This is a genomic window from Streptomyces sp. NPDC003720, assembly GCF_042875075.1.
Taxonomy (GTDB): domain Bacteria; phylum Actinomycetota; class Actinomycetes; order Streptomycetales; family Streptomycetaceae; genus Streptomyces.
In genome coordinates this window covers 414641-436009 of the sequence record NZ_JBIANZ010000004.1, presented here as the reverse complement: position 1 = coordinate 436009, position 21369 = coordinate 414641, and the positions used below count along the sequence as shown (strand labels likewise).

Sequence of the window (21369 nt, the reverse complement as noted above, 5' to 3'; positions counted from 1 at the left end):
CACCTCGCAGAAGGGTCCTCGGCCGTCCCCCTGAAGTACTACGGCTCCGCCGGGCTCAGTATCCGGACGGCCGCACCAGACCCGACTCGTAGGCGAAGACGGCCGCCTGGGTGCGGTCGCGCAGCCCCAGCTTCACCAGGATCCGGCCCACGTGCGTCTTCACCGTCTGCTCGGCCACCACCAGCCGCCCGGCGATCTCCGCGTTCGACAGGCCCTGCGCGATCAGCGTCAGCACCTCGGTCTCCCGCTCGGTCAGGGCGCCGACCCGCCGCATGAGCGGGGGCCGGGGCGTGCCGTCCAGCCGGGAGAACTCGGCGATCAGCCGGCGGGTGACGCCCGGGGCGAGCAGCGCGTCCCCCGCGGCCACCACCCGCACCGCCTCGGCGAGCTGGTCGGCGGAGGCGTCCTTCAGCAGGAAGCCGGAGGCCCCCGCGCGCAGCGCCTGGTACACGTACTCGTCCAGGTCGAACGTGGTCAGCACCAGGACCCGGACATCGGGGTGGTCGGCGGTGATGCGGCGGGTCGCCTCGATGCCGCCCAGCTCGGGCATCCGGATGTCCATCAGCACCACGTCGGGGGCCAGTTCGCGGACCTTGGCGATGGCGTCGAGACCGTGCACCGCCTGTCCGACCACCCGGATGCCGGGCTTGGTGTCGAGCAGCACGGTGAAGCCCTGCCGGACCATCTGCTGGTCGTCGGCTATGAGTACGCGGATGGTGCCGGCGCCGCTCGTCATGGCGTCTGGTCTCCTGTCGTGGACGGGTGGGGCGGCTCGCGTCGGTCGAGCGCGCCGGTCGGGGCGGCGGACGGGGCGCCGTCCCGGGGCAGGAAGGCCGCGACCGCGAAGCCGCCGTCCGGGGCCGGGCCGGCGGTGACGTGGCCGCCGAGCATCGCCGCGCGCTCCCGCATGCCGAGCAGCCCGTGCCCGGCGCCCGGGGAGGGCGGCACGGGGCGGCGCGGCCGGGAGTTGGCCACCGTCAGCCGCAGCCCGTCCGGGCCGTGCGCGACCTCGACCCGGACCGTCGAACCCGGCGCGTGGCGCAGGGCGTTGCTCAGCGCCTCCTGCACGATCCGGTACGCCGACAGCTCGACCCCCGGGGCGCAGGGCCGCGCCGCACCGCCGACCTCGGCGGTCACGTCCAGTCCGGCCGCCCGGGTGTTCTCGATCAGCGCGCCGAGCCGGTCGAGCGTCGGCTGGGGGGCGTCCGGGGCGGCGCCGGTGCCGGGGTCGCCGAGGCCGTAGGGGTCCTCGGGGTTCTCCGACCGGAGCACGCCGAGCACCCGGCGCAGTTCGGTGAGCGCCTCCAGCGCGTTCTGCCGTATGCCCGCGAGGTTCTCGACCAGCTCCGGGGACGGCTGCTCGACGAGATGCGGGGCGACCTGCGCCTGGATGGAGATGACCGACATGTGGTGCGCGACCACGTCGTGCAGTTCCCGGGCGATGCGGCTGCGCTCCTCCAGCAGGGTGCGGCGGGCCCGCTCCTCGGAGGTCTGGGAGGTCTGCTCGACGAGTTCCGCGCGGGCCACGCGGCGGTCGCGCAGGGCGGCGCCGAGCACCACGACGACCGCGGACAGGACGACGGCGAGGACTCCGGTGGGCTGGTAGTGCGAGCCGCCCCACACGCCCTGCAGGAACCAGGTGACCAGTGCGGTCAGGGCCAGCGCCTCGGCCGAGACCCGGGGGCGCACGCGCAGCGCGAGCAGCAGCAGGACGAGCAGGTGGGCGACGATGCCGGCCGCGGTCCAGGGCCAGGTGAACGTCACGCCCGGCACCAGGTCCAGCCTGCCGCGCACCGCCGCCGCGCCCACCACGGTCCCGGCCGTCGACAGCCACCAGCCCGCGACGGGCCGCCACATCGCGAGCAGGATCGCACCGCCCTGCGCCAGGGCGATCACGAAGGCCGCTCCGGGCTGCAGGTGCCCGTTGTCCGCGAGCTGCGCGCTGCCGCCGACGGTGACCCCGAACGCGGCCAGGCACAGCAGACCGTGCGGCAGCCAGCGCAGCCACACCGATACGGGCAGCGGATCCGGGCGGAAGTCCCACAGGTCGCCGTGCAGCACCCGTATCCGGCGCCGCCACCGGTCCGCGAGCAGCACCGGGCTCCGGCGGCCCCCCGTCTCCGTCACGCGGTCCACCCTAGGGCCTGTGGGTCCGGTGGGTCCGGTGGCCCGCGCCCGCTGCGCCCCGGTCCGCCGCGCGGTGCACGCGGACCACCCGGGACCGGCCGGCGGAACCGCCGCTCGCGGGACGGCGGCGGGCGCCCTGCTCGCGGGAGCGGAACACCGCCCAGTACAGGGCGAGTACGGCGGTGAACACCGGCAGCCACAGGAGCCGGGCCGCGACCCAGTGCAGGTCGTCCGGCCGGGTGTGCAGGCCGGGGAGCCGGCCGCCCGCGAGGGCGGCGACCGTGGTGGTCATCAGAGCCGTCTGGTGCCACAGGAAGACGGTCATCGCGGAGAGGTTGACCAGGGCCGCGGCCGCCCAGGCGAGCGGGCGGCGCATCGCCCGGCGCAGCCGGTCGCGCAGCAGGAGGGCCAGTCCGCACTGGGCCAGACCGAAGGTCACGGCCGCCAGCGTCGGCGGGTTCAGGTTGGAGACGGGGGCGCCCGGCACCCCGACCATGGACGCGGGATAGCCCGCGCACGTCACCAGCAGGACCGTGGCCGCCGTACCGCCGAGGAGCAGCAGCCGGGCCGCGTGGCGGCCGTCCAGCTCACCGCGGGTCCAGGCGGCGCCCAGGGTGTACGGGACCAGCCAGCCGGCCGCCACGTTCACCCAGCCCAGCCAGGAGGGGCCGGTGTGCAGGCCGAAGCGGAGGATGTCCACGTGCAGGACGACGGCCAGCGGCCAGAGCGGGCTGAGCCGGACGAGCAGCGGGGTGGCCGCCGTGAGGGCGGCGAAGACCAGCAGGAACCACAGCGGCGACAGGGCCAGTTTGAGCAGCGTGTGCAGTGTCGCGAAGGGGACGCCGCTCAGCAGCAGAGCGGCGGCGGCCGCCGTCCACAGGGCGAGGAGCGCGAGCACCGGCCGGAGCAGACGGGCCAGGCGGCTGCGCAGCCACGCCCCGTAGGTGAGCCCCCGGGTCCGCGCCGAGGCCAGTGAGCGCGTCGCCACGTGACCGCCGACCAGGAAGAACACCGCGAGGGTCTGGAAGACCCAGGAGACGGGGGCCAGCCACGGCAGGTGCCGCAGCGGGCTCGCCGTGTGCAGCGCCCCGTCCTGCGGCACCAGGGCGGTGACCAGCCAGTGGCCGAGGACCACACCGAGGACAGCGAGGGCGCGCAGCGCGTCGACCGCGCGGTCCCGGGAGGCCGGGGTGGCGGCGTCCACCCGGCGGGCGCCCCGGCGTACCGCGTGCGTCAGGCGCGGCGGGCGGGCGGCCCTGGCCGCCGCGGTGCGGGCGGGAGTCCGGCGCCGGGGGCCGGGGACCGGCTCAGGCACGGGTCACCTCCGAGGTGGCGCCGAGGGTGATCCGGGCCAGGTTGGCGAGGGCGGCCGAGCCCGGGGTGAAGTAGCCGCTGTGATCGGCGTCCGCGGCGTCGAAGACCTGGGCGCCGAAGGCCCCGGAGACCGGGTCGGCGCCCAGGCCGACGGTGGCGCCCAGCAGACCGGCCCGTACGTGCGGGACGTGGGCCACCCAGTCGCGGCTGCCGCGCGCCGCCCAGACCCGGGCACGGGTGTGCAGCCCGGCGACGGTGCCGACGCCCGTGCCCGGGCTGCCGACGAGGACGACGTCACCGACGTCCAGACCGTGCGCGGCCCGGCCGCAGACGACGGAGCCGTAGGAGTGGCAGAGCAGGGAGATCCGGGCCCGCGCGGGGGCGATGGCGCGCAACTGCCCGGTGAGGGCGCGCAGACGGGGCGCCGCCTCGTCGGCCCTGGCGGTCGTGGTCACCGTCGTGCTGACCGTGCCGGGGGTGCGGTAGCCGAGCCAGGCGACCACGGCGACGCGGGTGCCGGCGGGGGCGCGGCGCGTGAGGTCGTCGTACAGGGCGGCCGCCGCCCGGTGGAAGCGGGCGTAGGTGTCGATCGAGGTGTCCGAGCCGGGTACCAGGACGGCGACGCGGCCGGCCCGGCGCAGCTCGCCGAGGACCTCGGTGGCCTGGCCGGGGCCGCGGCCGTCGAAGGCGAGCAGCTCGCGGGCGGCCAGCGCCCGGTCGGCGGCGGCCCGGTGCGCGTCGCCGTGGGCGGCGGCCATGGCGGCGGCCTCGGCCGCGTTGGCCCGGTTCGCCGCGTAGACCGAGCCCAGGGTGGCCGCGGTGGCCGGGGCGTGGCCGGCCGGGGGCGGGGCGGGGATGGTGGAGTGCGCGGCGGCGGTCAGGGCGACGACCGTGGCGGCGGTGAGCAGCGCCTGGCGCCAGATCCCGTTCCGCCCCGGCCGCCACCGGCTCCGGCTGGGCGGCGGCGGTTGCGGACCGGCGGTGGACGGCGGCGCTTGCCCCATGGTGGCTTCCCTTCGCGAAGCCCGGCCATCGGGCTTGTCCAGAAAGGAAGTTAGGAGCCGCAGGGCGTCGCCGGCGTCCCGCCAGGGAGCCGTCCCGCGGGGTAGCTCTCAGGTACTACGGGTATGACCGGGGCGGCTCACCAGGCGAGTTGGGCGATCTCCTCGGCCACCACCGCGCAGGCGTCGGTCGCCGGGTCGATGAGCGGGAAGTGCCCGACGTCCGCCAGCAGGGTCAGGCCCACCAACTCGCCCGCCTTCTCGGCGGCGTTCGCGTACGACTCAGCCACCGCCGGGGGCACCACCAGGTCGGCCTCGCCCTGGACCAGCGTCGTGGCGATGCCGTTCGGGAGGAGCAGCACGGGGTCGGCGTACGGCCGGCGCTCGGCGAAGTGGTCGTGCCCGCCGAGGAGTTGCAGGGAGGCGTTGCCGCAGACGTCCAGCTTCTCCGCCACGTCGAGGTCGGCGACCGGGGCGAGGGCCACGACGCCGCGCAGCGGGGCGGGACGGTCGGTGCGCCAGGGCGCGTCGGCGGGCAGCACGTGCCGGGCCGCGGCCCACAGGGCGAGGTGGCCGCCCGCCGAGTGCCCGGTGAGGACGGTGCGGCGCGGGTCGGCCTGCGGGAGCGCCGCGCGGGCCAGGCCGGGCAGGGCGTCCAGGGCGGCGGCCACGTCGTCGAAGGTGTCGGGCCAGCGGCCGGCCGGCGGGGTCGCGTCCGAGGGGCCGGGCCCGGCGCCCTGGAGCTGCGCCGGGATCAGCGGCTCGCCGCCGCGCCGGTACTCGACGTTGGCCACGGCGAAGCCGGCGCGGGCCAGGTGGTCCGCGAACGGGGTGACGTGGCGGCGGTCGTAGCGGGCGCGCCAGGCCCCGCCGTGCAGGACGACGACCAGGGGCGCGCCGGACGCGCCGGTCCGCGGGGCGTAGAAGTCGATCACCTGGTCGGGGTGGTCGCCGTAGGCGGCGGTCGCGTCGGGGTCGACCGCGGGGTGCGAGAAGGCCGACTCCTCCTCGGCGGCGGCGCGGGCTTCGGCGGCGTCGTCCGGCATGCTCCGACCTCTCGGCGGCGGGATGGGTCCGGCGGACCTGGTGGGTACGAATCGGTACGCAGCGTCGGCCGTTGGCCGGGACGGTACCAGGCGGGTGACGTGGGCGGACACCGGGCCGGGGCCCGGCGGCGGGGGCGCGGGGCACCCCGCCGCCGTGCCACGTCACCCGGTGAGCAGCTCCCCCAGGATCCGGGCCGCGCGCTCCGTGTCCGCGAAGCCCACGTACAGCGGGGTGAAGCCGAAGCGGAGCACGTCGGGGTGGCGGAAGTCGCCCACCACGCCCCGCTCGATCAGCCGCTTCATCACCTCGCCGGCGTCGGGGCAGCGCAGCGCGATCTGGCTGCCCCGCTCCGCGTGCGGCGCCGGGGTCACGCACTCGGCCCGGCCGGCCTCGGTGTACGCGGCGACGCACTCCAGGAAGAAGTCCGTCAGCGCCAGGGACTTGGCCCGCACCGCGTCGACGCCGACCCCGTCCCACACCTCCAGGGCGGCCTCGAGGGCCAGCATGGAGAGGATGTCCGGGGTGCCGACGCGGCCGCGCACGGCGCCCGGCGCCGGTGCGTAGGACGGGCTCATCGCGAACGGCTCGGCGTGGGAGGTCCAGCCGGGCAGGGGCGAGTCGAAGCGGTCCTGCAGCTCCCGGCGCACGTACAGGTACGCGGGCGAACCGGGGCCGCCGTTCAGGTACTTGTAGGTGCAGCCGACCGCGAGGTCCACGCCGTGCTCGTCCAGGCCCACCGGCAACGCGCCCGCGCTGTGGCACAGGTCCCACACCGCGAGGGCGCCGGACGCGTGGATCGCGGCGGTGAGGCCGGGCAGGTCGTGCAGCCGGCCGGAGCGGTAGTCGACGTGGTTGAGCAGCACCGCGGCCGTGCGGTCGCCCAGCGCGGCGGGCAGCTCCGCCGGGGTCACCGGGCGCAGGGTGCGGCCGGTCATCCGGGCGGCCGACTCGGCGATGTAGCCGTCGGTGGGGAACGTCGTGGCGTCGACGAGGAGCTCGTCGCGGCCGGCGTCCGCCATCCGGACCGCCGCCACGAGCGCCTTGAAGACGTTGACGCTCGTGGAGTCGCCCACCATGATCTGGCCCGGCGCCGCGCCGACCAGCGGGGCGATCCGGTCGCCGATCCGCTCCGGCGCCGTCCACCAGCCGCTCTCCTCCCAGGAGCGGATGCGCAGCTCGCCCCACTGCCTGCGGACCACGTCCGCCATCCGGTCGGGGACGTGCGCGGGCAGGGCGCCGAGGGAGTTGCCGTCCAGGTAGACGACGTCGTCGAGGACGAAGCGCTCGCGCAGCGGGGCCAGTTCGTCGGCGGCGTCCAGTTCCTTGGCCCGCAGCGCGAGTTCGAGGCGCTCAGACATGGGACCTCGCCGTCCACAGCTCGGGGAAGACGTTCTTGCGGGCGCGCTTCTCCAGCCAGGCCACGCCCGCCGAGCCGCCCGTGCCGGTCTTCGAGCCCATCGCGCGGCGGGTGGCGACCAGGTGGTCGTTGCGCCAGCGCCAGACCAGCTCGGCCACGTCGGACAGGGCCTCGCCGAGCCGCACCAGCTCGTCGTCCTGGTCGCCGGAGTAGAGAGCGGCCCAGGCCGACTCGACGGCCTCCGAGGGCTCGTAGCGCTGGGAGACGTCCCGGTTCAGCACCGAGGCGGGGATCGCGTGGCCGCGGCGGGCGAGCAGCCGCAGGACCTCGTCGTACAGGCTGGGCTCGTGCAGGGCCTTCTCCAGCTCCGCGTGGGCGCGGGGGGCGCCGCGGTGCGGGACCAGCATCGACGCGGACTTCTCGCCGAGCAGGAACTCCAGCCGGCGGTACATCGCCGACTGGAAGCCGGAGCCCTCGCCGAGGGCGCCGCGGTACGAGTTGAACTGCGCCGGGGTGAGCTGGCCGAGCGGCTTCCAGGAGGCGTTCAGCGCCTCCAGCTCGCGCACGGAACGCTTCAGCGCGGCGATCGCGGTCTGCACGTCGTCCTGGCGGAGAGCCTTCGCGGCGGTCTCCCACTCGTGCACGACGACGGTGAACCACAGCTCCATGACCTGGGTCGTCACCAGGAAGACCATCTCTCCGGGATCGTCGGAGAGGGTGTGCTGGAGGTGGGTGAGCACGTCCGCCCGGACGTAGTCCTCGTAGGGCGTCGTACCCGCGAAGTCGAGATGCGGGGTCTCGGGCTCAGCGGCCTCGTGAGGGGGGCGAGCCGGTTGCGACATCGCTGTCTCCTGTTGTTGCTCCGGGTGGCGGTCCGCCCCTGCCGATGCCGGCACGGGGGCCCCGGTCCCCACCCCGCATCCTCCGCAATCACTCCGGTCACGGCAAGGCCCGCCTGCTGCCAGACGGGCCACACAGGTGACGCCGCGGGGGCCGGCCGGCTCGGCCGGCTGGTGGGCCGGTCAGCCGAGGGTCTGGGCCGCCGCGGGCGAGGAGTCCTTCAGGAACTGGGAGCAGCGCTCGTACTCCTCCTGCTCGCCGATCGCCTGGGCGGCGCGGGCGAGGCCGTGCAGGGCGCGCAGGAAGCCGCGGTTGGGCTCGTGCTCCCAGGGCACCGGGCCGTGGCCCTTCCAGCCGTTGCGGCGCAGGGCGTCCAGGCCTCGGTGGTAGCCGGTCCGGGCGTACGCGTACGACTCCACGACCGCGCCCCGCTCGAAGGCCTCGTCGGCGAGCTGGGCCCAGGCGAGGGAGGAGGTCGGGTACTTGGCGGCGACGTCCGCGGGGGCGGTGCCGGTCGCGAGGAGTTCGCGGGGCTCCGGGTCGTCGGGGAGGTGGGTGGGGGGCGGGCCGCCGAGAAGGTTTTCGTGAATCGTCATGCCTCCAGTCTGTCGCACGCAGGCGCCCCCGGCGGATCGGCACCGGTGCGTGGGGCTCGCCGGGTGCGTGGTGCTCGTCGGTGCGTGGGGCTCGCCGGCTGCGTGGTGCTCGTCGGTGCCTGGTGCTCGCCGGGTGCGGTGCTTGACGGTGCCCGTGCTGGTGGGTGCCCGGTGCCGGTGGGTCTGGTGCCCGGCGTCGCTGAGGTGCCCGGTGCCGGTGCCGGCCGGAGGGCGTTCCGCTTGCCCGCGCTAACGGGGTACCTCCCCCGCTCTCGACTTCGCTCGAGCGGGGGGACCCCCACCGCCCACCCGTGCCGCCCCTAGCGGCACGCATGCCCGCAGCTGGGGGCCGGCACCGGGTGCCTGAGCAAGGGGCGCGGGGAACTGCGCGACCAGCCACCGCGCAGCCGCGGACAGACGACAAGGGACACCCACCCAGGGGCGCGAGGAACTGCGCGACCAGCCACCACGCAGCCGCGGACGGACGACGCCGGATGCCCACGCGCGAACGGCCGTGGAGGGGGGTCAGGTGTGGCGGCCGGACTCCAGCGGGGGAGCCGTGACGCCGCAGAAGGTCCTGCATTCCGGGTGGCGGCAGCCGGGAGGCGGCCGGCGGATCAGGGTGAACGCCAGCACCGCGCCCAGCACCAGCACCCCCGCGCAGATCGGCATCGCCCGGGAGAACGCCGCGTCGAAGGCCACCGCGGAGCGGTACGCCTCCGGTCCCATCCCCGTCAGCAGCGGCAGCGCGGCCACCGCGACCAGCCCGGCCGCCCGGGCGGCCGCGTTGTTGATGCCGCTGGCCAGGCCCGCGCGGGCGGTGTCGACGGAGGCGAGCACCGTGGCGGTCAGCGGGGCGACCAGGGTGACCATGCCGGCGCCCATGACGAGCAGCGCGGGCAGGACGTCGGTGAGGTAGTCCGCGTCCGCGCCCACCCGCAGCATCAGCAGCATCGCCGCCGCGCAGAGCAGCGGCCCCACGGTCAGCGGCAGCCGCGGACCGGTGCGGTCGGCCAGGGCGCCCGAGCGGGCCGAGAACAGCAGCATCAGGACCGTCGTCGGCAGCAGGGCCGTGCCGGCCTGCAGGGGCGAGTAGCCGGACACCACCTGGAGCTGGAGCGCGGTCAGGAAGAAGAAGCCGCCGAAGGCCGCGTACACGCACAGCGTGACCAGGTTGACCGCGGTGAAGCGGCGCGAGGCGAAGATGCCGGGCGGGAGCATCGGGTTCGCGCGGTGCCTCTCGACGTACACGAAGGCCACCGCCGCGGCCAGGCCGAGGACCGCGCTCACCACCACCCCGGTCCCGCCGCCGCCCGCCTCGATCAGGGCGTACGTCAGCAGGGCCAGGGCGAGCGCCCCGAGGCCGGCGCCGAGGACGTCGAAGCGGCCCTTGCCGGGGCCGGCGGCGGACTCCGGTACGTGCCGCACGGCGATCGGCGCGCACAGCAGGGCGACCGGCACGTTGAGCAGGAACACCCAGCGCCAGCCGGGGCCGTCCACCAGCCAGCCGCCCAGGAACGGGCCGACGGCCGCGCCGACCCCGCCGAAGCCGGACCACAGGCCGACCGCCCGGCTGCGGTCGTCCGGATGGAAGGAGGCCTGGATGAGGGCGAGGGAGCCGGGGGTGAGCAGAGCCCCGCCGACCCCCTGCAGGGCACGGGCGGCGATCAGCACCACGGGGTTCGGGGCGAGGCCGCAGAGCAGGGAGGCGGCCGCGAACCAGACGACGCCCAGCACGAAGACGCGCCGGCGGCCGTACCGGTCCCCCAGGGAGCCGCCCAGCAGGATCAGACCGGCCAGCGTGACCATGTACGCGTTGACCGTCCACTGCAGCGCGGCGAGGCTGGCGTCGAGGTCGCGGCCGATGGTCGGCAGCGCGACGTTGACCACGGTGGAGTCCAGCATGGCCATGCTGGAGCCGAGCACCGTGGTGAGCAGGATCCACTTGCCCTGGGACGAGCCCAGCCGGACATCGGGCATGCTCCAGATATACAGCGGGCCCGGTGCCGAGGCACCGGGCCCGCCGAAGCCGCCGTACGCGACTTACTTGATCTTGTTACCCGCGGAGCGCAGGTTCTGCGTGGCCTCGACGACACGCGCGGCCATGCTCGCCTCGGCCAGCTTGCCCCAGGTGCGCGGGTCGTAGGTCTTCTTGTCGCCGACCTCGCCGTCGACCTTCAGGACGCCGTCGTAGTTCTTGAACATGTGGTCGGCGACCGGACGGGTGAAGGCGTACTGGGTGTCCGTGTCGATGTTCATCTTCACGACGCCGTTGTCCAGCGCGGTGAGGATCTCCTGCTCGGTGGAGCCGGAGCCGCCGTGGAAGACGAAGTCGAACGGCGCCGCCTTGCCGAACTTGGCGGAGACGCCGTCGGCCAGCTCCTTCAGCAGCTCGGGGCGGAGCACGACGTTGCCCGGCTTGTAGACGCCGTGCACGTTGCCGAAGGAGGCGGCCAGCAGGTAGCGGCCCTTCTCGCCGAGGCCCAGGGCCTCGGCGGTGCGGATCGCGTCCTCGACCGTGGTGTAGAGGGAGTCGTTGATCTCGTGGGAGACGCCGTCCTCCTCGCCGCCGGTCGGGGTGATCTCGACCTCGAGGATGATCTTCGCGGCGCGGGCCTGCTCCAGCAGCTCCTGCGCGATCTCCAGGTTGTCGGCGAGGGTCTCGGCGGAGCCGTCCCACATGTGCGACTGGAACAGCGGGTTGAGGCCGGCCTCGACGCGCTTGCGGGAGAGCGCCAGCAGCGGACGCACGTACCCGTCGAGCTTGTCCTTCGGGCAGTGGTCGGTGTGCAGCGCGATGTTGACCGGGTACTTCTCGGCGATGATGTGCGCGTACTCGGCGAGCGCGACGGCGCCGGTCACCATGTCCTTGTTGTACTGGCCGCCCAGGAACTCGGCGCCACCCGTGGAGATCTGGACGATGCCGTCGCTCTCCGCCTCCGCGAAGCCGCGCAGGGCGGCGTTCAGGGTCTGGCTCGAGGTGACGTTGATGGCCGGGTAGGCGAACTTGCCTGCCTTCGCCCGGTCGAGCATCTCGTTGTAGACCTCGGGGGTTGCGATGGGCATGGTCCGCTCCTTGGAGTGTGCGGGTTGGGTTCTGCGTACTACGGCCCTGACCTAGACCTTGGGTGTGACGTCATCGTCGTTCCCATCTTTCCAGACATGACCCGGTGCCAGTGGCTCCGGTCAAGCCACGGGCAAGTCCAGGTCAATTCCGGGCGTCAGTCCAGACCCAGTTCATCCTTCGAGAAGGCGAACCGGTACGGAACGCCCGCACCGGCCTCGATCTTCTCGGCCGCGCCGGTGGCCCGGTCGACGATGGTCGCCACGGCGACGACCTCGGCGCCCGCCTCGCGCACGGCCTCCACGGCGGTGAGCGGCGAACCGCCGGTGGTGGAGGTGTCCTCCACGACGAGCACCCGCCGGCCCGCGATCTCCGGCCCCTCCACCCGCCGCTGCAGGCCGTGCGCCTTGGCCGCCTTGCGGACGACGAAGGCGTCCAGCCGCCTGCCGCGCGCGGCGGCCGCGTGCAGCATGGCGGCGGCGACCGGGTCGGCGCCCATGGTGAGGCCGCCCACCGCGTCGAACTCCAGGTCGGCGGTCAGGTCCAGGAGCACCTGGCCGACCAGCGGGGCGGCCTCGCCGTCGAGGGTGATGCGGCGCAGGTCGACGTAGTAGTCGGCCTCGAGACCCGAGGAGAGGGTCACCTTGCCGTGCACCACGGCCTTGTCCTTGATCTGCTGCAGCAGCGCGCCGCGCACGTCGTCCGTCATGCCGCCCAGCTTAGAGCCGCCGCCAGGTCCAGGTGGTCGTCGCCTCCAGCGGCTCCAGCGGGGTGACCAGGCGCGGGAGGGTGTTCAGGCCGTTGGGCGGGCCGGTCTGCGGCTCGACGCACACGGCCTCGGCCTGCTCGTCGTAGACGACCACCCACTCCTCGCGGCTCGCGACCTTCAGCTCGAGCCGCCCGGGCCAGGTGAGGGTGACGTCGACGCCGCCGGGCATGCCGAAGCAGTCGTCCCACGGGCCGGTCCCGGGCTCGACGCGGTTGCCGGTGGGCAGGTGGTCGGCGCCGCGCTCCTCCTGCCAGGCGGGCTTGAAGTCGAGCCGCACGTCCGCGCCGCCGAGGCTGCGGTTGAACCAGGGGTGCCAGCCGATCTGCGCCGGGAAGGAGTCGTCGTACGCCTCCACGGACATGGTCAGGGCCAGGCTGTCCGCGGTCAGCCTGACCACCTGGGTGACCCGGCCGCGGTGCGGCCAGGGGTCGGTCAGGTCGTGGGTGATGACGGCCTCGTCCGCCGACACCCGGGCGGTGCGCCAGGCGCCGTCGCGCGCGGTGCCGTGGATGGCGTGCGGCGGGGAGTTGAGGGGCATCTGCCGGACGGTGGCGCCGTCCAGGAAGCGGCCCTCCCGGATCCGGCCGCACCAGGGCACCATGGGGAAGCAGCCGTAGCGCTCGCCCTGGCGCAGCAGCTCCACGCCACCGATCCGGAGCCCACCGATACGGCCGCCGTTGCCGGGCCGCACGCTCACTTCCGCGTCGCCCGCGGTCAGCGTGATGTCTTCGTTACTCACGTGACGACCCTACTTCGGCGATCAAGAGGGCGTCCGCCGCACGACCGCACGGGGCCGGAGGCGGCCGGGAAACCGGCTAGGTCGTGTCCGCGAAGTCGCGTCGTTCGCCCGCAGGGCGGGCATCGCGGCGTCCGGTGCGTGCTCTGGGGGTCCCCCCGGCCGAAGGCTGGGGGAGTGCCGGCCGGATGCCCTCGTACTGGGTGTACTCGGGCTTTCGGCCGGTGCGGCGAGAGTGCGTGCCGGGCGTCGCGACGCAGACGCGACTTTGCGGACACGGCCTAGCGCCGGCGGCGCAGGGCGCGGCCCACGACGATCGCGGAGGCCACGGCCAGGGCCGCCGCCGGGGCCGCCCAGCGCAGCACCTGGCTGCCGGCGCCGGTCTGGGGGGCCGGCACGGGGGCGTAACGGCCGCGCGGGGGCGCGTGGTCGACCTCCTCCGCGCTGCGGCCGATCATCGTCCGGCGCGCGTGCGCGGCCTCGGCGGGCGGCGCCCCCGTTTCGGCGAAGCCGTCCGCCGGGCGGTCGGCGGCGGCGGTGTCGTCGGCGGCGGGGTCGAGGGAGGGCGCGGGGACCTCGGTGTCGAAGACGGAGGCGGAATCGGGGCCGGGCGCCCGGTCCGGGTTGTCGGGGCTGGCCGCGAGGCTCTCCACGAAGCGGCTCAGCAGCCGCGTCACCGCCGAGCTCACCGCGTCCGCCGGCAGTTCGGCGATACGCCCGTCCGCCTCCGCGGTGCCCTCGACCGTGACGGTGGTGCCGTCGGCGGTGCCTTCGAGGCGCAGGGTGAGCGCGACCTTGGCCGTACCGCTGCCGCGGGCCTCGCCGGCCTCGCCGTCCACGGCGTAGCCGCCGTCCGCGCGGGGGGTGATACGCAGCGCCCCGCGGTAGGTGACGGAGTGTCCGCCCACCCGCAGCTTCAGCCGCCCCGAGACGGGTTCGGCGCCGGCGTCCTGCTGGAGCCCGGGGACCGCCCGGGCGACCCGGGCGGGCTCGGCGAGCGCCTCCCTGAGCCGGTCGGCCGGAACCGGAACGAAGACCTGGTGCTCCATGTCGGCTGAGCCTACCCAGTCCCGGCCGGAACGCACCCTCCCGCGCGCGGAGCCCGTGCGACCCGGGTCCCCCGGCCGCCCGCGCACCCGGTGATGCCCCGAACGGCGGCAGCTTGCCGGGATCGGGTCCGGCCGGTGGACGGCGCGGGCATGGATGGGGCGGAGGTGTTGCCCAGATGGCCAGCGACGACCGGCTCATGCGTCTCGACGAGACCGGGCGGGTGCTCGAATGGCGCCGTGCGGCCCAGGAGGCGTACGGCTGGTCCGCCGAGGAGGCCGTCGGGCGGACCGCGGCGTCCCTGCTGCGCGGCGGCCCGGCCGGCCCCGCCCGCCCGGCGGCGATGCGGCCCGTGCTGGTCAGGCCCGTGATGGCGGCGGACGGGACGCTGGTGTGGGAGGTGTGCGCGGCGGCGGAGGCCGCGTCCGGCGAGGACCTCGCCATCCTGCGGGCGATGTTCACCCAGTCCCCGGTGGGCCTGCACGTGCTGGACGACCGGCTGCGCATCGTCCGCGTCAACACCGCCACCCGCGCGCTGCGCGGCACGGCCGAGGACCGGCTGGTGGGGCAGGTCTTCTCCCGGGTGTACGGCCTGGCCGACCCCGGCCAGGAGGAGGCGGCGGCGCGCCGGGTGCTGGAGACCGGCCGGGCGGAGCTGAACCGGATCGTGCGGGTGGTGCCGGGTGCGGCCGGTCACGAGCACAGCGTGTACTCCGTCTCCTACGTGCGTCTGGAGAACACGCGCGGCGACATCCTCGGCCTGGTCGCCTCGGCCGTCGACGTGACCGAGCGCGAGCACGCCCTGTGGCGGCTGTCGGTGGTGGACGAGGTGCGGCGCCGGGTGGGCGAGCGGCTGGACGTGATCGCCGCCTGCCAGGAGTTCGTGGACGCGGTGGTGCCGCGGTTCTCGGGGATCGCGGTGGTCGAGGTGGTCGAGGAGGTGGTCCGGGGGGAGGCGCCGCCGCTGGTCCCGGTCGGCCGCGAGGTGCCGCTGCGCCGGGCCGCGTTCCGCGGCGTGGTGTCGGCGTATCCGGTGGGCGAGGTGCGGCGGCTGCCGTACGGCACCCCGTTCTCGCGGGTGCTCACCGATCTGCGGCCGCGGCTCGTCACGGTGGACGAGGACAGCCTGTGGCTCTCGGCCGACCCGCCGCGGGCGGACGCCATCAGGGCGTCCGGCGCCCACTCCCTGATCGTCGCCCCGCTGGCGCTGCGCGGCGAGGCGCTCGGGGTGGTCAGCTTCTACCGGCACCGGGAGGAGGTCCCCTTCGAGGAGGCGGACGTCGCCCTGGCCGCCGACGTGTGCGCGCACGCCGCGCTGTGCATCGACAACGCCCGGCGCTACGCCCGGGAGCGGTCCATCGCCGCCACCGTGCAGCGCAGGCTGCTCCCGCAGCGGCCGGTCGTGCCGGACACGGTCGAGCTGTCGCATCTGCATCTGCCGGCCACCGAGGGCGGGGGCGTCTGGTTCGACGTGATCGGCATGGCCGGCGCCCGGACGGCGCTGATCGTCGGCGAGGTGGCCGGCCACGGCATGGCTGCGGCGACCACGATGGGGCAGCTCCGCACGGTCATCCACTCGCTGGCGTCCCTGGACCTGGCGCCGGACGAGCTGATGGCCCGGCTGAGCGACACGGCGGCCCGCCTCGCCACGGAACGCGCCGCCCTGCCGACGGGCGACCCGCTGCACCGCGAGCCGCTGACCGCGAGCTGCCTGATCGCCGTCTACGACCCGATCGACCTCACCTGCACCTTCGTGCGGGCGGGTCTCTCGGAACCCGTCGCGGTCCCGCCCGGCGGCGCCCCGGACGTCGTCTCCGTGCCCGCGGGACCGCTGCTCGCCGGCCCCGGCAACGCCCCGTTCCCGGCCACCACGGTCGACCTGCCGGCCGGGAGCACGCTCGCGATCGGCACCCGCGGCCTGGCGCGGGAGGTCCTGGCCCCGTCCGCGCCGCTGCGCGCCCTGTTCGACGAGCACGCCCACGACCCGCTGCCCGACCTGTGCGACGCCGTCGCCTACGCCGTCAGCGACGGGCCGCGCGCGGACGACGCGCTGCTGCTGCTCGCGCGCACCGCGGCGCTGCCCGCCGAGCGGGTCTTCCGCTGCGCCCTGCCGGCGGGACCGGAGGCCGCGCCGTTCGCGCGGGAGGAGGCGCGGCGCCGGCTGCGCGCGTGGGGGGTCGACCGGGAGGCCGCGTTCACCGCCGAGCTGATCGTCAGCGAACTCGTCGCCAACGCGGTCCGCTACGGCGCCCCGCCGATGCGCCTGCGGCTGATCTGCGACGGCATGCTGACGTGCGAGGTGAGCGACGGCGCGATGTCCGCCCCGCACCTCAAGCACGCCCGTACCAGTGACGAGACGGGGCGCGGGCTGTTCATCGTCGCCAGCCTGGCCGACAACTGGGGCACCCGGTACCAGGCGGAGGGCAAGACGGTGTGGGCCCAGCAGTCCGTCGACGGCTGTCCGTGAGGCCGCCCGGTCAGTACCTCGGACGCACCAGCGTCGACGCCGGCAGCCCCCTGATCCGGGTCGCGGCCGCAGCGCGCGCGTCGGCCGCCAGGCCGTTCCCGGTCAGGGTGCGCGGCGCGGGGCCCTCGGGGTCCAGGCGAAGCGGCGGCGCCGTGCGGCCCGGCGCCGCCAGCAGGAACCCCCAGTCGTGCGGGGCCCGGGAGGCGTCGGCCGAGCGGTCGGGGCCGGCCGGGAAGCCGGAGTCCCGGCCGGGGACCCGGTAGGCGGCGGTGGCGAAGCCGGCCGCCCGGAGGGTCGAGGCCACCGTCCAGAAGGCGCGGGGGCGGCCGGTGACCGGACCGGCGTGCACCACGAGCCGTCCGTCGGCGGCGAGGGCGCGGCGGACCAGGCCGTAGCACTCCTGGGAGTACAGCTTGGCGCTGGCGGTGATGCCGGGGTCGGGCAGGTCCGCGATCACGACGTCGTACGTCCCGGCCGGCGCACCGCGCAGCCAGGCGAGCGCGTCCGCCGTCGTCAGGCGCAGGCGGGGGTCGTCGTAGGCGTGGCCGTTGAGGGCGGACAGGCCGGGGTCGCGGCGGGCCAGGCGGACGAGCCCGGTGTCGAGTTCGACCACGTCGACGCGGCGCACGTCGCGGTGGCGCAGGACCTCGCGGGCGGCCAGGCCGTCGCCGCCGCCGAGGATGAGCACGCGCGTGTGCGGGCCGCTCAGCGCGGGCTGGACGAGGGCCTCGTGGTAGCGGCGCTCGTCCCGGCCGCCGACCCTGAGCCGGCCGTCGAGGAACAGGTCGAGGGGCCGGCCGCCGGTGCCGCCGGCGAGGACGACCTCCTGCACGCCGGTCCGCACGGCGACCCGGACGTCCTCGCCGTACACCGCGTGCCGGGCGGCGCGTTCGAAGTCGTCGGCGAGGGCGGCCGCGGCGGCGAGGACGCCGAGCACGGCGAGACCGGCCAGCAGCAGGGTCCAGCGGGCGCGGCGGCCGAGGTCGCGGCGGAACAGGCCGAGCACCAGGGCGCCCCCGGCGACCACGTTGACCGCACCGGTGAGCAGCGCGCCCGTCAACTGGCCGAGGAACGGCAGCAGCAGGAACGGGAAGGCGAGACCGCCGACCAGCGCGCCCACGTAGTCGGCGGCGAACAGGTCGGCGACCGCGCCGCCCGCGTCCTGCCGGCGGATGCGCTGGATCAGCTCCATCAGCAGCGGCACCTCGGCGCCCACGAGCAGCCCGATGGCCAGCGAGAAGGCGACCAGCAGACAGCGCGGGCCGTCGGCCCAGAGCCCGCCCCAGCCGCCGGTCCAGGCGAAGACCGCGTACAGCGCCATCGCGCTGCAGCCGCCGACCAGGGCGAGCGCGATCTCGAGCGCGCCGAACCCGGCGGCCGCGTGCCAGCGCAGCCGCTTGGCGGCGAGCGAGCCGATGCCCATCGCGAACACCATCACCGACAGCACGACGGAGGCCTGGGTGACCGAGTCGCCGATCAGGTACGAGGCGAAGGCGACGAGTTCGAGTTCGTACACCAGCCCGCAGGCCGCGCAGACGAAGACGCACACGAGCACCAGGAACCGCCCGGTGCCGGGCCGCACGGGCAGCGGTGCGGGGGCCGTCCAGGGCGGGGCGACCGGCGGAGCGGGCGCGTGCGGATCGATCACGCTGCGACGTTACGTCACGCACTCGGTACGCTTCGTCACCCACACGTGTGGATCTCCGGGCAGTTGACGCATTCCCGGTTTACGCCGCGTGGAACGCGTGGCGCCGCGTCCGGCCGGCCGGGACCCGCGCCCCGACCCGGGTCCGGGTCGCCACCAGCTGCCCGTCCTGCGGATAGGCGTGCCAGGTGCGCCAGTGGACCTGGCCCTCGTGCCACTGGGCCAGCAGCGCGGTGAAGGCGTGCGGGCTGCCGGGGAAGACACCGGCGAGGCCGTGCGGATGGTCGGAGACGAGGGCCAGCAGCTCCTGGGCGCGGCGCTCGAACGAGCCCGGCGTGAGCACCTCGACGCGCGCCGCGAACTCGTACTCCCAGTCGTCGACGCGCTTGGCCACGCCCAGCGGAAGCGGGGTGCTGGACCCGGGGATGCACGCGACCGTCTCCGAACATCGCCCCCGCTCCTCCTCGAGCAGCACCTGGTGGGACGCGCCGAGGAGCCGCAACTGCAGGCCGGCGCCGCCCAGTTCGAGGTCGAGCGTGGCGAGGGCGGGCAGTGGTTCGCGGCCGAGGGCCCAGGCGAGGTCGGCGGCACGGGTGTCGGTGTAGGAGGTGTTCAGGGTCGTGAGCATGGGTCGGCTCCGCTAACGAACAAGGAGGGGGGAGTTCGGCCTTGTCAGCCCAGTCAGCCCGGCCGGTGGGGGCGACTGCGGGAGTCCGAGGGCTGTGTCGGTAAGGAGGACGGCCGGATTGGTGAATTAGAGGGAATCATGAACAGTGGTGCCACCACAGCTTTTTTACCCAAGTTCGTGGGGTTTCCATCCGTCAGAGGGCTCCACAGCTCAACTGTTCAACTACGGCGTGCGCCCGGCGCGGGGCCGGGAAACACCCGGGCGCCCGCCGGATGCGTTCCTCCGGCGGGCGCCCGGGCTCCGGGGAGCCGGCTGCCCCGTGTCAGCCGCCTCCCCCGCTCGCGGCCGGTCAGCTTCCGCCGCCGCAGCCACCGCCGCCACCGCACGAGGAGCCCCCGCCGCAGGACGAGCCGCCGCCGCAGGACGACGAACCGCCGCCGCACGACGAGCCGCCTCCTCCGCAGGAGTGGTGCCCGCCGGAGTGGCCCCCGCCGTGGTGGCCGCCGGACGACGAGCCGGCGTCCGCGGCACCCGCGACCCACCAGCTTCCGCCGCTGTCGTACGACGACGAGGACCTCGTGCGCGACGAGCGGGTCCGGCCCGACGGACGGGTCCCGCCCTTCCTGAGGTTCGGGCGCCTGTTCGCGGCCCGCTTCCTGCGCGCCCGGTCCGCCGCCCCCGCGATGACCAGCAGCGCCAGCAGAGCCAGTCCGAATCCGATCGCCATGGCGCCGCCCTCCTTCCTCTCCCCCGAAGCGGCCCCCCGTGGGCGCCTCGCCGTCACCGTCTCCGGTGCGGTGACCGGGGGATGCCCGGCGGCCGAGCGCGCCAAAGCAGAGTTGAGCAACTTCTGAGGCGCGAGGCCGAAGACCGGGCGGGCGGAGTTGAGGAACCCCGGAACCTGGGCGCAGGATGACCGGCATGACCTCCAGCGCGCGCCCGCTCCTGAACCGCCGTCTGGCGGAGTTCGGCACGACGATCTTCGCCGAGATGTCCGCCCTCGCCGTGGCGAGCGGGGCGATCAACCTGGGACAGGGCTTCCCCGACACCGACGGCCCCGAGGAGATCCGGGAGGCCGCCGTCCGCGCGCTGCGCGACGGGCGCGGCAACCAGTACCCGCCGGGCCCGGGCGTCCCCGAGCTGCGCACCGCGATCGCCGCGCACCAGCTCAGGCGCTACGGGCTGGCGTACGACCCCGACACCGAGGTGCTGGTGACGGCCGGCGCCACGGAGGCCATCGCGGCCTCCCTGCTGGCGCTGCTGGAACCCGGCGACGAGGTGGTGGCCCTGGAGCCGTACTACGACTCCTACGCGGCGAGCATCGCGATGGCGGGCGGGCGCCGGGTGCCGGTGACGCTCCGGCCGCACGACGGGGCCTTCCGCCTGGACCTGGACGAGCTGCGGGCGGCCGTCACGGACCGCACCCGGCTGCTGCTGATCAACACCCCGCACAACCCGACCGGCACGGTGCTGACCCGCGCGGAACTCGCCGCCGTGGCCGAACTGGCGGTGGAGCGGGACCTGCTCGTGGTGACGGACGAGGTCTACGAGCACCTGGTCTTCGACGACGCCGAGCACACGCCGCTGGCCACGTTCCCCGGGATGCGCGAGCGCACGGTGACGATCGGCTCGGCCGGCAAGACGTACTCGTTCACCGGCTGGAAGGTCGGCTGGGTGACGGCCGCCCCTGAGCTGGTGGCCGCCGTGCGCTCGGCCAAGCAGTTCCTGACCTACGTCTCCGCGGGCCCGTTCCAGTACGCGGTGGCGGAGGCCCTGGCCCTGCCGGACTCGTACTACGAGGACTTCCGCCGGGACATGCGGACCCGCCGGGACATCCTGGCCGAGGGCCTGGTCCAGGCCGGTTTCGAGGTCTTCAGGCCCGCCGGCACCTACTTCGTCACCACCGACATCCGGCCCCTCGGCGAGAAGGACGGCTTCGCGTTCTGCCGTGCGCTGCCGGAGCGGGCGGGTGTGGTGGCCATCCCCAACGCGGTGTTCTACGACGACCGCGAGGCGGGGGCGCCGTTCGTGCGGTTCGCGTTCTGCAAGCGCGCGGAGGTGCTGCGGGAGGCCGCGGAGCGGTTGCGGCGCATGTGAGGGCGGGGTCCGGGGGCCGTGGCCCCCGGACCGGCCGGGCGGGGTCTACTCCCCGTCGTCCTCGGGCTTCTCCGCTTCGTTCACTTCCTCTTCCAGGCCCAGCTGCTCCACCAGCCACTTGTCGAACTCGATCGCGGCCCGCACCCAGCTGACCGTGGAGGAGACGAAGTGGTTGAGGTCGACGCCGGTGCCGACCAGCATCTGCGCCTCGCCGATGAGGCGGACGGTGCCGTCGTCGTGGGTGTGGGTGTACACCTTGGGCCACAGCGTGCGGCGGTTCCAGTCGTCGACGGACTCCAGCAGCTGGGGCTTCTCGCCGATCTGGTGGGGGCGGTCGTAGAAGGTCCGCACCGAGAAGACCGCCTGCTCATCCTCCCCGCGGAACATGAAGTACGTGCGGAACTGCTCCCAGGGCGCCGCGAGGTCTCCCTCCTCGTCGACGACGTACTTCAGCTCCATCTGGTCGAGGAGCTGCTTCACGAGGTCCTGATCCGGGACGACGGGGCCCACCGGTCCCTGGGGCTGCGGTTCTGGCTGGCCCCCGAAGTTCGGAATCGAGGACGGGTCGATGCTCACCGTGTTTTTCCCTTCATTGGATCCCGCCATCCTCCCCCATGCGGGGAGGGGGGTGGCA

At 75.0% G+C, this 21369-nt stretch carries 19 protein-coding genes; 3 read left to right on the top strand and 16 right to left on the bottom strand.

Annotated elements, in window-relative coordinates; translation table 11 throughout:
• Positions 1-55 precede the first annotated feature (55 nt).
• From ACFYU0_RS13745 to ACFYU0_RS13685, 13 genes are all read right to left on the bottom strand, one after another.
• Complete coding sequence (locus ACFYU0_RS13745) at positions 56-736, bottom strand: response regulator transcription factor (RefSeq protein ID WP_351667476.1); 681 nt, start codon at positions 734-736, stop codon at positions 56-58.
• A complete protein-coding gene (locus ACFYU0_RS13740) occupies positions 733-2127 on the bottom strand; it encodes a sensor histidine kinase (RefSeq protein WP_389300614.1) in 1395 nt (464 codons plus the stop codon). The genes ACFYU0_RS13745 and ACFYU0_RS13740 overlap by 4 nt, the downstream gene beginning before the upstream one ends.
• Positions 2128-2137: 10 nt before the next feature.
• Positions 2138-3442 (bottom strand): acyltransferase, encoded by a 1305-nt coding sequence (locus ACFYU0_RS13735; protein ID WP_389300611.1) that lies wholly within the window; start codon positions 3440-3442, stop codon positions 2138-2140.
• Positions 3435-4445, bottom strand: coding sequence for an alpha/beta hydrolase (locus ACFYU0_RS13730; RefSeq protein WP_351667478.1), 1011 nt, complete (start codon positions 4443-4445; stop codon positions 3435-3437). Before ACFYU0_RS13730 ends, ACFYU0_RS13735 begins: the two co-directional genes overlap by 8 nt.
• A 137-nt stretch (positions 4446-4582) precedes the next feature.
• Positions 4583-5488, bottom strand: coding sequence for an alpha/beta hydrolase (locus tag ACFYU0_RS13725; protein WP_351667479.1), 906 nt, complete (start codon positions 5486-5488; stop codon positions 4583-4585).
• A 162-nt stretch (positions 5489-5650) separates the two neighbouring features.
• Entirely contained in the window at positions 5651-6847 is a 1197-nt protein-coding gene (kynU, locus tag ACFYU0_RS13720) for a kynureninase (RefSeq protein ID WP_389300606.1), read from the bottom strand.
• Complete coding sequence (locus tag ACFYU0_RS13715) at positions 6840-7688, bottom strand: tryptophan 2,3-dioxygenase family protein (RefSeq protein WP_351667481.1); 849 nt, start codon at positions 7686-7688, stop codon at positions 6840-6842. The genes kynU and ACFYU0_RS13715 overlap by 8 nt, the downstream gene beginning before the upstream one ends.
• A gap of 180 nt (positions 7689-7868) precedes the next feature.
• The gene (locus ACFYU0_RS13710; protein WP_351667482.1) at positions 7869-8282 is read right to left on the bottom strand and encodes a DUF3151 domain-containing protein; all 414 of its coding nucleotides are present in this window, start codon (positions 8280-8282) and stop codon (positions 7869-7871) included.
• A 525-nt stretch (positions 8283-8807) separates the two neighbouring features.
• Positions 8808-10262, bottom strand: a complete 1455-nt coding sequence (locus ACFYU0_RS13705; RefSeq protein WP_389300602.1) for an MFS transporter — start codon at positions 10260-10262, stop codon at positions 8808-8810.
• 63 nt (positions 10263-10325) lie between these two features.
• Complete coding sequence (gene fbaA / locus ACFYU0_RS13700) at positions 10326-11348, bottom strand: class II fructose-bisphosphate aldolase (protein ID WP_351667484.1); 1023 nt, start codon at positions 11346-11348, stop codon at positions 10326-10328.
• Positions 11349-11503: 155 nt separating this feature from the next.
• Positions 11504-12055: an orotate phosphoribosyltransferase gene (pyrE, locus tag ACFYU0_RS13695; protein ID WP_389300599.1), complete on the bottom strand. Its 552-nt coding sequence runs from the start codon at positions 12053-12055 to the stop codon at positions 11504-11506.
• 10 nt (positions 12056-12065) lie between these two features.
• Positions 12066-12854: an aldose 1-epimerase gene (locus ACFYU0_RS13690; RefSeq protein ID WP_389300596.1), complete on the bottom strand. Its 789-nt coding sequence runs from the start codon at positions 12852-12854 to the stop codon at positions 12066-12068.
• 278 nt (positions 12855-13132) lie between these two features.
• Positions 13133-13900, bottom strand: a complete 768-nt coding sequence (locus ACFYU0_RS13685; protein ID WP_351673242.1) for an SRPBCC domain-containing protein — start codon at positions 13898-13900, stop codon at positions 13133-13135.
• Positions 13901-14076: 176 nt separating this feature from the next.
• Between ACFYU0_RS13685 and ACFYU0_RS13680 the strand changes: the two genes are divergently transcribed.
• Positions 14077-16365, top strand: a complete 2289-nt coding sequence (locus ACFYU0_RS13680) for a SpoIIE family protein phosphatase (RefSeq protein WP_389300593.1) — start codon at positions 14077-14079, stop codon at positions 16363-16365.
• Between the two features lie 10 nt (positions 16366-16375).
• On the opposite strand, the gene ACFYU0_RS13675 is transcribed toward ACFYU0_RS13680, so the two are convergent.
• Complete coding sequence (locus tag ACFYU0_RS13675) at positions 16376-18013, bottom strand: polyamine aminopropyltransferase (RefSeq protein ID WP_389300590.1); 1638 nt, start codon at positions 18011-18013, stop codon at positions 16376-16378.
• Positions 18014-18092: 79 nt separating this feature from the next.
• Positions 18093-18638 carry a DUF2617 family protein gene (locus ACFYU0_RS13670; RefSeq protein WP_389300587.1) on the bottom strand — a complete coding sequence of 182 codons (546 nt, stop codon included), beginning with the start codon at positions 18636-18638 and terminating at the stop codon, positions 18093-18095.
• Positions 18639-18910: 272 nt separating this feature from the next.
• Here ACFYU0_RS13670 and ACFYU0_RS13665 point away from each other — a divergent pair, with 272 nt between their 5' ends.
• Entirely contained in the window at positions 18911-19492 is a 582-nt protein-coding gene (locus tag ACFYU0_RS13665) for a hypothetical protein (RefSeq protein ID WP_389300584.1), read from the top strand.
• Positions 19493-19550: 58 nt separating this feature from the next.
• Positions 19551-20735, top strand: a complete 1185-nt coding sequence (locus ACFYU0_RS13660; protein WP_389300582.1) for a pyridoxal phosphate-dependent aminotransferase — start codon at positions 19551-19553, stop codon at positions 20733-20735.
• A gap of 45 nt (positions 20736-20780) precedes the next feature.
• Here ACFYU0_RS13660 and ACFYU0_RS13655 read toward each other — a convergent pair whose 3' ends face one another.
• Complete coding sequence (locus ACFYU0_RS13655; RefSeq protein ID WP_351673254.1) at positions 20781-21311, bottom strand: YbjN domain-containing protein; 531 nt, start codon at positions 21309-21311, stop codon at positions 20781-20783.
• Between the last annotated feature and the right edge of the window lie 58 nt (positions 21312-21369).